This is a genomic window from Pseudomonas fluorescens NCIMB 11764 (assembly GCF_000293885.2).
Classification (GTDB): Bacteria; Pseudomonadota; Gammaproteobacteria; order Pseudomonadales; family Pseudomonadaceae; genus Aquipseudomonas; species Aquipseudomonas fluorescens_B.
This window is the reverse complement of the sequence record NZ_CP010945.1, coordinates 4,951,364-4,966,783: the sequence shown is the minus strand read 5'-3', so window position 1 is coordinate 4,966,783 and position 15,420 is coordinate 4,951,364. Positions and strand designations below refer to the sequence as shown.

The 15,420-nt window shown below is 58.2% G+C and carries 6 protein-coding genes and 1 pseudogene; 4 read left to right on the top strand and 3 right to left on the bottom strand.

The window, feature by feature from the left end:
- Positions 1 to 154: 154 nt before the first annotated feature.
- The 3 genes from B723_RS22610 to glgB all read left to right on the top strand — a co-directional run bounded on the left by B723_RS22610 (position 155) and on the right by glgB (position 7,928).
- Entirely contained in the window at positions 155 to 2,149 is a 1,995-nt protein-coding gene (locus B723_RS22610; RefSeq protein WP_017338495.1) for an alpha-1,4-glucan--maltose-1-phosphate maltosyltransferase, read from the top strand.
- Positions 2,150 to 2,352: 203 nt separating this feature from the next.
- Positions 2,353 to 5,694 (top strand): maltose alpha-D-glucosyltransferase, encoded by a 3,342-nt coding sequence (treS, locus tag B723_RS22605; RefSeq protein WP_017338496.1) that lies wholly within the window; start codon positions 2,353 to 2,355, stop codon positions 5,692 to 5,694.
- A 2-nt stretch (positions 5,695 to 5,696) separates the two neighbouring features.
- On the top strand, positions 5,697 to 7,928 hold the full coding sequence (gene glgB, locus B723_RS22600) for a 1,4-alpha-glucan branching protein GlgB (RefSeq protein WP_017338497.1): 2,232 nt from the start codon (positions 5,697 to 5,699) through the stop codon (positions 7,926 to 7,928).
- 84 nt (positions 7,929 to 8,012) lie between these two features.
- Here glgB and B723_RS22595 read toward each other — a convergent pair whose 3' ends face one another.
- On the bottom strand, positions 8,013 to 10,790 hold the full coding sequence (locus B723_RS22595; RefSeq protein WP_080995144.1) for an RHS repeat domain-containing protein: 2,778 nt from the start codon (positions 10,788 to 10,790) through the stop codon (positions 8,013 to 8,015).
- An 87-nt stretch (positions 10,791 to 10,877) separates the two neighbouring features.
- Between B723_RS22595 and B723_RS22590 the strand changes: the two are divergent.
- A pseudogene (locus B723_RS22590) lies at positions 10,878 to 11,207 on the top strand (alpha amylase C-terminal domain-containing protein); the annotation flags it as partial.
- Between the two features lie 72 nt (positions 11,208 to 11,279).
- On the opposite strand, the gene B723_RS22585 reads toward B723_RS22590, so the two are convergent.
- Together B723_RS22585 and B723_RS22580 are read right to left on the bottom strand one after the other, a co-directional pair.
- Positions 11,280 to 14,105: an RHS repeat domain-containing protein gene (locus B723_RS22585; RefSeq protein WP_080995143.1), complete on the bottom strand. Its 2,826-nt coding sequence runs from the start codon at positions 14,103 to 14,105 to the stop codon at positions 11,280 to 11,282.
- 95 nt (positions 14,106 to 14,200) lie between these two features.
- Positions 14,201 to 15,268: an autotransporter domain-containing protein gene (locus B723_RS22580; RefSeq protein WP_017339084.1), complete on the bottom strand. Its 1,068-nt coding sequence runs from the start codon at positions 15,266 to 15,268 to the stop codon at positions 14,201 to 14,203.
- Between the last annotated feature and the right edge of the window lie 152 nt (positions 15,269 to 15,420).

Below are 15,420 nucleotides of genomic sequence, written 5' to 3'. Positions count from 1 at the left end.
CGAATTGATTCCACCGCAGATGCGGGCAAATCCACGTGAACTTTACCGAAGCCTGTCGCTCGGAACCTAAGTGAGTTCATTCCGGGGCCGCTGGCCTTGCGCGAACGACGATCAGGTACAAGAGCGTCCATGGGGCGTAAAGGAGAGATGCTCGATGACTGCAGAAAAACCGACAGAGCTGAACTACAACCCTCATATGCCGTTGTCGCAGGCCTTGTTGCTGCCGCGCATCGCCATTGAAAACACCATGCCGACCCTGGATGGCGGGCAATTCGCCGCTAAAGCCGTGATCGGGCAAGACGTGGTGGTCACGAGTAAAGTCTTCGCCGACGGGCACGACAAACTGGCCGTGCGGGTTCGCTGGCGCGCTGCCGATGATGACGCCTGGCAAAGCGAAGTCATGGGTGAGCTGGGCAATAACGGGTATCAAGGCCAATTCCGCGTCTCGCGTCAGGGCCGTTATGTGTTCTGCATCGAGGCCTGGATCGATCAGTTCGCCAGCTTCTGCTATGAGCTGGAGAAGAAGCACTCGGCCCGTGTGCCCGTCAGTCTTGAGCTGCAGGAAGGTCGCACCCTGGTTCAACAGGCAGCCGAACGCTCCGAAGGCCAACTGAGTGAAGAGCTGGCAGCGCTGCACCATGAACTGGCCGGGTTGCTCGAAATCGAGCAGGTGGCGCTGTTTCTGCACCAGCGCAGCGCCGACCTGATGTCTCAGGCCGATCACCGCGCCTATTTGAGCTTCAGCCCCGAGTATCCGCTGGACGTCGAACGTGAGATCGCCCAGTTCGCCAGTTGGTATGAGTTGTTTCCGCGCTCGATCACCGACGATCCGGCCCGTCATGGCACATTTAACGACGTGCATTCGCGGCTGCCGATGATTCAGGACATGGGGTTTGATGTGCTGTACTTTCCGCCGATCCACCCGATCGGACGCAGCTACCGCAAAGGCCCGAACAACTCCCTCACCGCCGGCCCCGACGATCCAGGCAGCCCGTATGCCATCGGCAGTGAAGAGGGCGGGCATGAGGCGATTCACTCGGAACTGGGCACCCGCGAAGACTTCCGTCGGTTGGTAGCCGCAGCAGCCGACCATGGCCTGGAAATCGCACTCGACTTCGCCATTCAGTGTTCCCAGGATCATCCGTGGCTCAAACAGCATCCCGGCTGGTTCAACTGGCGCCCGGACGGCACGATCAAATACGCCGAGAACCCGCCGAAGAAATATCAGGATATCGTCAACGTCGACTTCTATGCCGCTGACGCGATCCCCAGCCTCTGGGTCGAATTGCGCGACATCGTGGTCGGCTGGGTCGAGGAGGGCGTGAAGATCTTTCGCGTCGACAACCCGCACACTAAACCGCTGCCGTTCTGGCAGTGGCTGATCGCCGATGTGCGGGCGCTGTACCCGGAAGTGATCTTCCTCGCCGAAGCCTTCACCACGCCGGCGATGATGGCGCGCCTGGGCAAGGTCGGTTATTCGCAGAGCTACACCTACTTCACCTGGCGCAACACCAAGTACGAACTGTCGACGTACTTCACCGAGTTGAACGAGTCGCCGTGGCGCGAATGCTACCGGCCGAATTTCTTCGTCAATACACCGGACATCAACCCGGCGTTTCTGCACGAGTCCGGACGCGCCGGCTTTCTGATCCGTGCGGCCCTGGCAACCATGGGCTCCGGGCTGTGGGGCATGTATTCAGGTTTCGAGCTTTGTGAAGCCGCACCCGTGCCTGGGAAGGAGGAATACTTCAACTCCGAGAAGTACGAAATCCGCCCCAGGGACTTCAACGCGCCGGGCAACATCATTGCCGAGATCGCGCAGCTCAACCGCATTCGCCGGCAGAACCCTGCGTTGCACACGCATCTGGGCCTGAAGGTCTACAACGCCTGGAACGACAACATCCTGTATTTCGGCAAACGCAGCGAGGATGGCAGCAACTTCATTCTGGTCGCGGTCAGCCTCGATCCGCATAACGTTCAGGAAGCGAATTTCGAGTTACCGCTGTGGGAAATGGGGTTGCCCGACGACGCCAGTACTCAGGGCGAGGACTTGATGAGCGGCCATCGCTGGACGTGGCACGGCAAGTACCAATTCATGCGGATCGACCCGGCGCATCAACCGTTCGGCATCTGGCGGATCACTGTCTAGACAGGCTGCCCGCTCTTCTGGCGAGGGAGCTTGCTCCTGCTCGGCTGCGAAGCAGTCGTAAGTCCTGTGGATGCGGTTTGTCAGAACGAAAGCAGGGGCCGCTTCGCAGCCCAGCGGGAGCACGCGCCCTCGCCACAAAAGAGCCTTCTTCTGCAGCCCGTGTGCTTCAGCGGGGGCTTTATTGAATTCAACAGGAGTTTCAAATGGCGAAGAAACCCAAGGCTGCCACCTTTATCAAGGACCCGCTCTGGTACAAGGACGCAGTGATTTACCAGGTTCACGTTAAGTCTTTTTTCGACTCCAACAATGACGGGATCGGCGACTTTCCCGGCCTCATCGCCAAACTCGATTACATCGCCGACCTTGGCGTCAACACCATCTGGCTCCTGCCGTTCTACCCGTCGCCCCGGCGCGACGATGGCTACGACATTGCCGAGTACCGTGGCGTGCATCCCGATTACGGCACCATGGCCGACGCCAGGCGCTTTATTTCTGAAGCCCACAAACGTGGCTTGCGGGTCATCACCGAACTGGTCATCAACCACACCTCGGACCAGCACGCCTGGTTCCAGCGGGCGCGAAAAGCCAAACCCGGTTCGGCGGCGCGGGACTTTTACGTCTGGTCCGATGACGATCAAAAATATGACGGCACCCGCATCATCTTTCTCGACACCGAAAAGTCCAACTGGACCTGGGACCCGGTCGCCGGCCAGTACTTCTGGCACCGTTTCTATTCGCACCAGCCGGACCTGAATTTCGATAACCCGCAAGTCATGAAAGCCGTGTTGTCGGTGATGCGCTACTGGCTCGACATGGGCATCGACGGTTTGCGGCTGGATGCGATTCCGTACCTGATCGAACGGGACGGCACCAACAATGAAAACCTGCCCGAGACCCACGACGTCCTCAAGCAGATACGCGCCGAAATCGACGCCAATTACCCAGATCGCATGCTGCTCGCCGAAGCCAACCAATGGCCGGAAGATACGCAGCTGTACTTTGGTGACACCGATACAAAAGGCCTCAACGGCGACGAATGCCACATGGCCTTCCACTTCCCGTTGATGCCGCGCATGTACATGGCGCTGGCCCAGGAAGACCGCTTCCCGATCACCGACATTCTGCGCCAGACCCCGGAGATCCCGGCCAACTGCCAGTGGGCCATTTTCCTGCGCAATCACGATGAGCTGACCCTGGAGATGGTCACCGACAAGGAGCGTGACTACCTGTGGAACTACTACGCGGCCGACCGTCGGGCGCGGATCAACCTGGGGATTCGCCGGCGCCTGGCACCGTTGATGGAACGCGACCGTCGCCGTGTGGAGCTGCTGAACAGTCTGTTGCTGTCGATGCCCGGCACGCCGACCCTGTATTACGGTGATGAAATCGGCATGGGCGACAACATCTACCTTGGTGACCGCGATGGCGTGCGCACGCCTATGCAATGGTCGATCGACCGTAACGGCGGCTTCTCCCGCGCCGATCCGGCCAGCCTGGTGCTGCCACCGATTATGGACCCGCAATACGGTTACCTGTCGGTCAACGTCGAAACCCAGGCGGGCGATCCGCATTCATTGTTGAACTGGACCCGGCGCATGCTCGCCGTGCGCAAGCAATCCAAGGCGTTCGGACGCGGCACACTGAAAATGCTGTCGCCGAGCAACCGACGGATTCTGGCTTACACCCGTGAATTCACCGGGGCAGATGGCAAGCACGAGATCATTCTGTGTGTGGCTAACGTGTCCCGCAGTGCACAAGCGGCAGAACTGGACCTGTCGGCCTACGTCGGCATGGTGCCGGTCGAGATGCTGGGCGGTAACGCGTTCCCGCCGATCGGCCAGTTGAATTTTCTCCTGACCCTGGCGCCTTACGGTTTTTACTGGTTCGGACTCGCAGCGGAGAATCAAATGCCTAGCTGGCACGTAGAACCGGCGCAAAGCCTGCCGGACTTCACCACCCTGGTGCTGAAAAAGCGCATGGAAGAACTGCTCGAAGCGCCGTCTCGCGGCACGCTGGAACAGGGCATCCTGCCTAACTGGTTACAAAACCGGCGCTGGTTCGCCGGCAAGGATGCGGCCATTGACAAGGTCAACCTGGCCTATGGCGTGCGCTTCGGTGATGCGTTGCATCCGGTGCTGCTGAGTGAAATCGAAGTCACCAGCGGCGGTCAGACCAGCCGTTACCAATTGCCGTTCGGCTTTATTGCGGATGATCAGGTGGGCCCCGCGTTGCCGCAGCAACTGGCGCTGTCTCGGGTGCGACGAGGTCCGCAAGTGGGCTTGATCACGGATGCGTTCAGCCTCGAAAACTTCATCCGTGCGGTGCTGCAAGGCATGCAGGACAACACTGTGCTGCCGTCCGATGGCGGCGAGATTCGCTTCGAACCGACTGCCGAGTTGGCGAAGCTGGGCCTGAGCGCTGAATCGGAAGTGCGCTATCTGTCGGCCGAGCAGTCCAACAGCTCGGTGGTGATCGGCAGCAGCCTGGTGCTCAAGCTGATCCGCAAGGTGGCCTCGGGCGTTCACCCGGAATTGGAAATGAGCGCGTACCTGACCGATGCGGGTTTCGCCAATATCTCTCCATTGCTGGGGTCGGTGGTCCGTCGCGATGCCAAGGGCGAAGACAACCTGCTGATGATCGCCCAAGGCTATCTGAGCAATCAGGGCGATGCATGGGAATGGACGCAGAACAACCTCGAACGGGCATTGCGCGACGAACTCGCCGATGCCATGTCCGAGCAGGAGCAGCATTACAACGCCCTCGGCGAACTGCGCGACTTCGCCGGGATGCTCGGTCAGCGTCTGGGGGAAATGCATCAGGTGCTGGCAGCGCCCACGGACAACCCGGACTTCGCCCCGCAAGTCACCACGCAAAAAGATGCCCTGGCTTCGGCCAAGGATGTCGCCGCGCAACTGGAACACGCGCTGAAGTTGCTCAAGCAGCATCAAAACGAACTGAACCCGGCGGACAAAACCCTGGTCACTCGTTTACTGGACAACAAAAAAGCCATCCTCAGCCACGTCCAGGAACTGGGCAAAAAGGCGACCGGGGGGTTGCGGATTCGCGTCCATGGCGACTTGCACCTGGGGCAAGTGTTGGTGATCAAGGGCGATGCCTACCTGATCGACTTCGAAGGCGAACCGGCGCGGCCCTTGGCCGAAAGGCGCGGCAAGCACAGCCCCTACAAGGATGTCAGCGGCGTCTTGCGCTCGTTCGACTACGCGGCGGCTATGGCCATCAACGTGCACAACGTCGATAACACCACCGATGCCCGGGCAGCCCGGCTGCGGGTATCGGAACGCTATTTAAATGAAGCGAAACAGGCATTTGTCGACGCTTATCGGCTGGCGGCAGCTAGTCTTGCTCATGCGTGGCAAGATCCGGAAGGCGAGGACGCCGCGCTGGCGTTGTTCGGTCTGGAAAAAGCGGCGTACGAGGTGGCCTATGAAGCAGAAAATCGGCCCACCTGGTTGCCCGTGCCATTGCACGGTTTATATGGATTATTGAGTGGGCTTAAACCCTTTTCCGATCTTGGTGGAGAGTAGTCATGAGTTTCTCGAACAAGGAACAGGGTCACGCTAAAGAGGCGTTACTGCCCAGATCGCGGGACATCGACGCGCTGGTACGCGCCCAGCATCAAGACCCCTTTGCAATTCTCGGCCCCCATGGCGATGGCGCTGGCGGGCAATTCATTCGGGCCTATCTGCCTGACGCGTTGAGCGTACAGGTGTTGGCCAAGGATTCCGGGGAGGAACTCGGCGCCCTTGAGGCCACCGAAACGCCCGGGCTGTTTGTCGGGCATTTCGATCGGGCGCAGCCGTATGTGCTGCGCACGCGTTGGGCGGGCGGCGAACAGGTTTCCGAAGACCCTTACAGCTTCGGTCCGTTGCTCGGTGAAATGGATTTGTACCTGTTCGCTGAAGGCAATCACCGTGACTTGAGCAGTTGCCTGGGTGCGCAGCTGAAAAACGTCGACGGTGTCGACGGCGTGCGTTTCGCCGTGTGGGCTCCGAACGCCAAACGGGTGTCGGTGGTCGGCGACTTCAATAACTGGGATGGCCGTCGGCACCCGATGCGCCTGCGTCACCCGACCGGCGTCTGGGAACTGTTCATCCCGCGCCTGCAGGCAGGCGAGGCTTACAAATACGAGATCCTCGGCACCCACGGCATTCTGCCGCTCAAGGCCGATCCGATGGCCCTGGCCACCACGCTGCCGCCGGACACTGCGTCGAAAGTCGCCTCTCCCTTGAGCATCGAGTGGCAGGATCACGAGTGGATGCAGGCTCGCGTCGAGCGTTCAAAACCGAGCGCGCCGCTGTCGATCTACGAATTGCACGCCGGTTCCTGGCAGTGCGAGCTGGACGATCTGGGCGAAGTGGCGCGCCAGTACACCTGGCATGAGCTGGGCGAACGCTTGATTCCGTACGTCAAGGAACTGGGGTTCACCCACATTGAACTGATGCCGATCATGGAACATCCGTTCGGCGGCTCATGGGGCTATCAACTGCTCTCACAGTTTGCCCCGAGCGCCCGTTACGGTTCGCCGGATGATTTCGCAGCGTTCGTCAACGCCTGCCACCTGGCCGATATCGGCGTCATTCTCGATTGGGTCCCGGCGCATTTTCCGACCGATACTCACGGCCTGGCGCAATTCGACGGCACCGCGCTGTACGAATACGGTAACCCGCAGGAAGGCTTCCACCAGGATTGGGACACGCTGATCTACAACCTCGGTCGCACCGAAGTACACGGCTACATGCTGGCCTCTGGGCTGCACTGGCTCAAGCATTTCCACGTCGACGGCCTGCGCGTCGATGCGGTGGCGTCGATGCTGTACCGCGATTACTCGCGCAAGGCCGGCGAGTGGGTGCCGAACCGTCACGGCGGTCGGGAAAACCTTGAAGCGATCGACTTCCTGCGTCACCTCAACGATGTGGTCAACCTCGAAGCGCCCGGCGCGTTGGTGATCGCCGAAGAGTCCACTGCGTGGCCTGGCGTCAGCCAAAGTACGCAGCAGGGTGGCCTGGGTTTCGACTACAAATGGAACATGGGCTGGATGCACGATTCGCTGCACTACATCCAGCAAGATCCGGTGTACCGCGCCCATCACCACAACGAACTGAGTTTCGGCCTGGTGTATGCCTGGTCCGAACGCTTCATCCTGCCGATCTCCCACGACGAAGTGGTTCACGGCAAACACTCGCTGATAGACAAAATGCCCGGTGACCGCTGGCAGAAATTCGCCAACCTGCGGGCTTACCTGAGCTTCATGTGGGCACATCCGGGCAAGAAACTGTTGTTCATGGGCTGCGAATTTGGCCAGTGGCGCGAGTGGAACCACGATCAGCAGCTGGATTGGTACTTGCTGCAGTATTCGGAACACAAAGGCGTGCAGAAACTCGTCGGCGACCTGAACCGGTTGTACCGCGAAGAACCCGCCTTGCACGACCAGGACGACGCCCCACAAGGGTTCCAGTGGTTGATCGGCGATGATGCGATCAACAGCGTTTATGCGTTTATGCGCTGGAGCAAGGACGGCAGGCCGGTGTTAGTGGTGGCCAACTTTACGCCGGTACCGCGTGAGGGCTATCGGATTGGCGTACCGTTTGCCGGGCGCTGGACTGAGGTGATCAACAGTGATGCGGCGATGTATGCCGGGTCGAATTACGGAAACAGCGGCGGGGCGTTTACCGAGGAAGAGGCGAGCCATGGCCAGGCGTTGTCGCTGGTGCTGAATCTGCCGCCGTTGGCGGTGTTGATGTTGCGGCCGGAGGGGTGAGACTGCGACGTTCTTCAGGAGCAGAAATGAACAATGGCTGCACATTTGGCATTGTTCATTAGCTGTTCTCACGCACCGTTTGAACTAGTGATGTGGTTGAGTGCGGTGAGGAGGGGAGTTTGATTGAGGGGGACCGTTCTGAAGGTCCCTCCAGTGACCCAGTATTTGAAACGCTTGCGTGGCTCTTTGCCGAACATCCGGTCTTCTCTCATGAAAGAGTTTGTCCGGGTGAATGAGCACGGCAATGCGTTTGTATCGCTCGAGGGCACTTTCTGCATCAGGAAATAGTGTATTTATGTTTTGATTATTAATGATATTGATGGAAAGTTCATATCCGTTTGAAATCCTGCTGCTAGTGCCAGATGGGAGGGGGTCAAGAGGCACGTGCTGAGCGGTATTAACGGTGCCCGAACGACCAAAGCCTGAGCTCGCTGTTCCATAATCAGGTCGGCGTGATTCACCTGGGCTGGCAGGCCCCTCGTTTCGGTAAGTTTGACCTCGGCTATCGGTTTTTCCGTCTCTTTCGGTATAGATGTATTTTGGGCGAGGGGTGTGGTCAAGTGGCTCAAATTTCGAGGCTGCAGATAACAAAAAATGATACCTCTCGAGAAAGTGGGCGCCCCATCGATCTTGCATGAATGCCGGTGGCAAGGTGTTCAATTGTTCATGTAAATCGATGACGTGTTGTTTGAATTCCGCTCGCTGTTCCGCGCTTGATAAACTTTCAAAGTTAAAGAGCCTGGTTTCGATTTGATGGATTACTCTGCGAGCCTCTTGAAAAGACATGATGGGCGGGTCAGGGGCTTCGTAAAGTAAAAATTTAAAGTTTTGCAAGTATTGTGGGGGATTGAAGTCATCTCGGATGTGTCCGGACTCATCAAAAAAAACAATGGGGCTATTGCCGACCAACGAAAACAAGTTCATTCCGTCCACACACCCTGCTGGATCTGGATTGATCCACCGCTGTAACCATGGCGCGTAATAGCGACACCCGTAGTAATAAAGTCCCGTCGCATCGCACTCCTTGCCGCAATAGCGCACGCTTTTGTATTTGACCTCGGTCGCGTTTCGACCTGCCCAATATGCCGTGCCACCGAACGGGTAATACCATTCCTGACTGATCAGGTCGGCATCTTGGTCCAACTCAAGTGTGCTGGATTTCAGGTGATCGCCGAGGTTGTAACGCAACTGGTCTTGAGCGATTTCCTGCGGTTGTCTGGCCGCCCAATGCAGTCCTTGCACACTGTTGCTGCCGGCACTGGCGGTGATGACGTGGAGGGTTTCACCGGTGCCGCTGTGGCTGCGGATCTCCAGGCCAGGCAGGTAGCGCGCTTCACGGATAACCATGCGGCTCGAATGCACTTTGCGCACCCGCTGGCCACCGCCGTCGTAGACGTAGCACTCGCAGTCGTCTTTGGCGTCTTCGCGAAGGACAGGGCGTACCTCACGCAACTGGTTACGCAAATCCCAGGTCAGTGACTGACCGGCTTGCAGCTCTCGCAGATTGCCGTTGGCATCGAAGCCGTTGGCCAACTCGTCCTCGGTCGGCGGCCGATTGTCGCGCTGGGGCAAACAGCGGTTGCTGTAGCGGGATCGAGTCAAGGTGCGGCCATGGGCTTGTGCGCCAACATGCACCAGATCCAGCAAATTGCCGCCAGCATCGTAATGATAGGTTTGTGTGTAGTTGGCAATCTGGCTGGGGTCGGGGGGCAATGGCTGCAAATCAGGCAGGGCGGGGCCGCCGCGTCCGGTATGGGCCTCGCAACCGGTGGCGTAGATCAACTGATTGAGCGTGTCGTACTGATACGCTTTGATCGGCTCAATGCGTTGGTTATTGAAGTAGCGGATCGGTTGCGCGGCATCTTCGATACTCAGCACATTGCCCACCGGGTCATAGAGATAGTTCAGGTCTTGCAGCGGCGTGCCATCGGCTTTGTGGGCGCTGAGTTGCGTCAGCCTGCCGTTGGCCTCGTCGTAGTGGCGGCGGGTGATGACGCCGTTGCCGGCGGTTTCCGTTTCGAGCTGGCCGGTGGCGTTGTAACGGAGATCGCTGACCAGCAGCTTTTCGGTCTGACTGTCGCCGGCGAGGGTCAGCCGGGTGTTTTTCAGTTGGCCATCGATTGTGTAGGTGAACGCCTGGCGGTTACCCAAGGCGTCGGTTTGGCTCCACGGCTCACTGTTGGCGGAATAGGCATTCAATGTCGTCGCACCGTCGCCAGATTCGAGCAGTGCCTCTCGCTCGGCAACCTCCAGCGGCCAGTCAGGCGCCTCGGTGTCGCGTAAAAAGTGCCGGGTGTGGCTCAGCACGCCACCGGCAAGACTCTGGTCATGCACACGAACCGTGCCCGCCGGGTCGTCGTGGCGAATCAGCAGGCCGCACAGGTTGTGCGCGGCAGCCTCTGCACTGGCATCGGCATAGGTGAAACGCTCCAGCGTGTGCTCGGCGACGTCCTGTCCCCGTTCACGGATGGCCGTAGGGCGCAGCAGTTCATCGTATTGCGTCAGTGAGTGGCTGCCGCGACCGTCCCATCTCTCCAGGCTCTGCCCGGCTTCACCCTGCAGGCCAACGCGCCATCCGGCGTCCACGCTGTCGGTCGCCAGCGCGACGCCGGACAGGCTCATGGTCTGCCTCAGGTTGAACGGCGTCGTCTCATCAGTCTTCGCCAGGTCGAACAGATACGGATCCCGGCTGGCCACCAACCGTCCAACCGCATCGAAACGTTGTTCGGTTACCCGCGTATCAATCGGATCATCCACCTCACGCCGGTGAAACTGCACGTCCCGCACCACCAGCCCACGCGCTTCCGACACCCGAAGGGTCGGTGTGCCGGTGTGCGCGTTGGTGAAGATTCCAGTAGGCATCCATGCAGGCCTTGATCAATTGGACTGCACATCACAATGCACGACCTTCACACGGCTGCCTACTGTAAGAAGTAACAGGTCGAGGAGCATGGCCAGGACGACGCGCGGCAAGGGTTCCAGTGTTGATCGGTGATGATGCGATCAACAGCGTTTATGCGCTGGAGCAAGGACGGCCGGCCGGTGTTAGTGGTGGCCAACTTTACGCCGGTGCCGCGTGAGAGCTATCGGATTGGCGTGCCGATTGCCGGGCGATGGACGGAGGTGATCAACAGTGATGCGGCGATGTATGCCGGGTCGAATTACGGAAACAGCGGCGGGGCGTTTACCGAGGAAGAGGCGAGTCATGGGCAGGCGCTTTCGTTGGTGTTGAATTTGCCGCCGTTGGCGGTGTTGATGTTGCGACCGGAGATAACGTAATTTTACTGTGATTTGGTGATCGCTCCCTCGATTTCAGCATATCGAAGGAACGATTAAAAACTACTCTACATGTTAAATGTAGAACTTTTTGATGGGTTTGTAGTTTGGGTTTAGTTCGCTTCGCGATAACTCGTTTCGCAACAATGCCGAAACATCATGGTTCTCCCCTAAGTCGGTTATTATTGTATTGATTATTTTTAGTTTCAGCTCTATAGGCAATTCAAATATAAATTCCCCTTTATTTTTTTCGTATGTTTCTTTATCAGTACTATATGAGACTCCTTCGTCGGAAATGGCTTTAAAATGCAAGGTGTTTAATGTCCTAGATCGACCATAAAGCACACTGGTCCTATAATCTGCTATTGCCAAAAAACCCCCGTGCTCATAGCCCCTGATGTGCCTCAAATCATTTATGCTGAAACCTACGTAATGATCTCTTTCTCCGGAAATTTTGTTCACTAGCTGCTCGTGTGAGGTAGGTAAGGCGCTATTGGTTACTGTTGCGTGTAGTATGGGGCGACCATTGTCTTTGGTTGTTCCGCTGTATTTTTTGGCCCAGATATATTCGTCAGCATCTTGTCGTTTTGCATCCAGTGGATATATATGTAATTCGCCGGTTTTAATGTGCATGATTCCTGCAAATGAGTTGCCAGGCTTTGACTGGTCTAAATAGTATCGAATAGAGTCAGAGCTAGTAGGTGTGGGGAAGGAAAATGACGATACTATTTTCCGACGCACCCCGCCTTCTTCGGAGCGTGGATCAACGAAGTTATAAATTCTGTTTTCGTGTTCCTTTGGATGGGTTAAACCTGGCTCTGTATTTTTCGAGCTGCTTTTGTTTGTTGTTGCTTGACTCTGGGGTGAATTTAACAGGCTGCTTCTTCGCATTAACCCCATGTGATCAACTAGTGTTGCAGGGCTGTTGCCTACCATGCTGTACCGGTTTATTCCGTCAATGGATCCCGCCGGATCAGGATTGATCCACCTTTGCAGCCACGACGCGTAATACCTGAAACCGTAGTAATAAAGTCCTGTCGCATCTCGCTCCTTGCCGGAATAACGCACGGTCTTGTACATGGCCTCGGTTGCGTTACGTCCGGCCCAATACGCAGTGCCGCCGAACGGGTAATTCCATTCCTGGCAGATAAGTTTGGCGTTTTGATCCAATTCCAATGCGCAGGACTTCAGGTGGTCGTTGAGGCTGTAACGTACCTGATCTCGGGGCATTTCCTCAGGTTGTCTGGCGACCCAATGCAGTAATTGCACGGTGTTGCTGCCGGCGCTGGCGGTGATGACATGCAGGATTTCCCCGGTGACGCTGTGGCTGCGGATTTCCAGGCCGGGCAAGTAACGAACCTCGCGAATGATCGTACGCGCGTTGGTTTGGGCGGAATGCACCTTGCGCACTCGTTGACCGCCGCCGTCGTAGATATAGCATTCGCAGTCATCTTGTTTATCTTCGCGCACGACGGGACAGACTTTCCTGAGCTGGTTGCGCAGGTCCCAACTTAGCCGCTGGCCAGGTTGCAATTCACACAGATTGCCGTTGGTATCGAACCCTGCGGCCAGTTCTGCCTCGGTCGGTGGTCGATTGTCACGCTCGGGCAAACAGCGGTTGCTGTAGCGGGAACGGGTCAAGGTGCGGCTGTGGGCTTGCGGGCCGACATGCATCAGATCCAATAGATTACCGCCGGCGTCGTAATGGTAGGTTTGCGTATAGTTGGCGATCTGGTTGGGGTCGAGTGGCAGGGATTGAAAATCGGGCAGGGCGGGGCCGCCGCGTCCGGTATGGGCCTCGCAACCGGTGGTGTAGATCAACTGATTGAGCGTGTCGTACTGATACGTTTTGATCGGCTCGATGCGTTGGTTATTGAAGTAGCGGATCGGTTGCGCGGCATCTTTGATACTCAGCACATTGCCCACCGGGTCATAGAGATAGTTCAGGTCTTGCAGCGGCGTGCCATCGGCTTTGTGGGCGCTGAGTTGCGACAGCCGGCCGTCGGCCTCGTCGTAGCGGTGGCGGGTGATGACGCCGTTGCCGGCGGTTTCCGTTTCGAGCTGGCCGGTGGCGTTGTAACGGAGATCGCTGACCAGCAGCTTTTCGGTCTGACTGTCGCCGGCGAGGGTCAGCCGGGTGTTTTTCAGTTGGCCATCGATTGTGTAGGTGAACGCCTGGCGGTTACCCAAGGCGTCGGTTTGGCTCCACGGCTCACTGTTGGCGGAATAGGCATTCAATGTCGTCGCACCGTCGCCAGATTCGAGCAGTGCCTCTCGCTCAGCAACCTCCAGCGGCCAGTCAGGCGCCTCGGTGTCGCGTAAAAAGTGCCGGGTGTGGCTCAGCACGCCACCGGCAAGACTCTGGTCATGCACATGAACCGTGCCCGCCGGGTCGTCGTGGCGAATCAGCAGGCCGCACAGGTTGTGCGCGGCGACCTCCGCATTGGCATCGGCATAGGTAAAACGCTCCAGCGTGTGCTCGGCGACGTCCTGTCCCCGTTCACGGATGGCCGTCGGGCGCAGCAGCTCATCGTATTGCGTCAGTGAGTGGCTGCCGCGACCGTCCCATCTCTCCAGGCTCTGCCCGGCTTCACCCTGCAGGCCAACGCGCCATCCGGCGTCCACGCTGTCGGTCGCCAGCGCGACGCCGGACAGGCTCATGGTCTGCCTCAGGTTGAACGGCGTCGTCTCATCAGTCTTCGCCAGGTCGAACAGATACGGATCACGGCTGGCCACCAACCGTCCAACCGCATCGAAACGTTGTTCGGTTACCCGCGTATCAATCGGGTCACCCACCTCACGCCGATGAAACAGCACGTCCCGCACCACCAGCCCACGCGCTTCCGACACCCGAAGGGTCGGTGTGCCGGTGTGCGCGTTGGTGAAGATTCCAGTAGGCATCCGTGCTGGCCTTGATCAATGTGGACTGCGCATCAAAATGCACGACCTTCACGCGCTTGCCTACTGTAAGAAATAACAGTGGAGCCCGGTTTTTTTCACCACCGCATCCGCACACCCAGACTGCCAATCAACCCATTCAAATCATTGTCATCCACATCACTGCTGTAATCGGCGCTGAAGTACAGACTCACGGCGGGCGTCACCCTGGCCACCAGACCCAACCCCACTTCGACGGTGGATGAGTAGCGACTGCTGCTGATCTTGTCGACCTGATCGAGGGTCACGGTATTGCCGGTGTACACCGTGTGCCACAAGTTGGTCCGCACATACGGTTCAACGGCGAGGCCCTTGATGTCGTAACTGCCTTTCAGTCGCGCACCGACCCGGCCGCTCCAGGAGGACAGGTCGCTGGACGAGGCATTTCCCGATCCTGCATAAGGAGTGTCCAGTGTGACTCGCTGATTGATCAACTGCGCCTGAGGTTCGACGACCCAGTTGTCGCTCAGACCAATCGGAAAGCCGCCTTCCACCGAGAAGGTGACTGCGCTGCCTTCGGTGACTTGCCGGGCGCCTTGTTCGCTGCGGCTGATGCCGTTGACCCGACCGCCGCTGGCCGTCAAATCCACGTGCCAGCCTTGGGGGCCGGTCAGTCTGTAGTAGGCGCCGAGGCTCTGACCTTGCAGGTTAAGCGTGTCGGTATTGGGGGCGGCGAGGGCGCGACTGGTCAGCAGGCCGTTGCCGTTACTCTGGAATTGACTGGTGCCGCCGATCAGACCGAACTGCTGGGTATGGCCGCTACCACTTTGCAGGGTCAGGATCGCCGGACCTTTGAATTGATGGGCACCAGGAAGCGTGAAGCCCTGAGACTGGTAATCGGTTTGAGCCTGCCGCGACGTCTGCCCGTACAGCTGATCCCAGGCTAAGGGTGCAGCGTCTTCGATGGTCAGGTGTGAACTTCGCAAATCAGGGTTGGCGCTGAAGCGGCCGGGGTAGGTTGAGGCGAGCGCGGGCAAGGTAAGCGCCGGGACCTCCTGGTCATACCAGAGGGATGATTCTTCCTCGGCAGGTGAGGCCTGCACTTCCATGGATGAGCACAGCAGGAGTGAGCTCGAGACAGTGCAAAAAGTGACTTTGATCTCTTGTGGGGTGAATGAAGTTTTCATGGAGGTCTACCTTGCAGTCGCATGCGGTATCTCGCTCTGGCGTCTCTCCTACCCCGATTGAGGGGCGACCGAATGGCGTGGGGCAAGCCTTGGCCCGCTCGTTTTCACGGGTGTCTGGGGGATTGCCTCAGGTGTTAATTCCGGGGTAGTAC

Bases quoted from the DNA above. Each gene is read 5' to 3' on its own strand.
- B723_RS22585 (WP_080995143.1), bottom strand. From the start codon at position 14,105: ATGCCTACTGGAATCTTCACCAACGCGCACACCGGCACACCGACCCTT.
- treS (WP_017338496.1), top strand. From the start codon at position 2,353: ATGGCGAAGAAACCCAAGGCTGCCACCTTTATCAAGGACCCGCTCTGG.
- B723_RS22580 (WP_017339084.1), bottom strand. From the start codon at position 15,268: ATGAAAACTTCATTCACCCCACAAGAGATCAAAGTCACTTTTTGCACT.
- glgB (WP_017338497.1), top strand. From the start codon at position 5,697: ATGAGTTTCTCGAACAAGGAACAGGGTCACGCTAAAGAGGCGTTACTG.
- B723_RS22595 (WP_080995144.1), bottom strand. From the start codon at position 10,790: ATGCCTACTGGAATCTTCACCAACGCGCACACCGGCACACCGACCCTT.
- B723_RS22610 (WP_017338495.1), top strand. From the start codon at position 155: ATGACTGCAGAAAAACCGACAGAGCTGAACTACAACCCTCATATGCCG.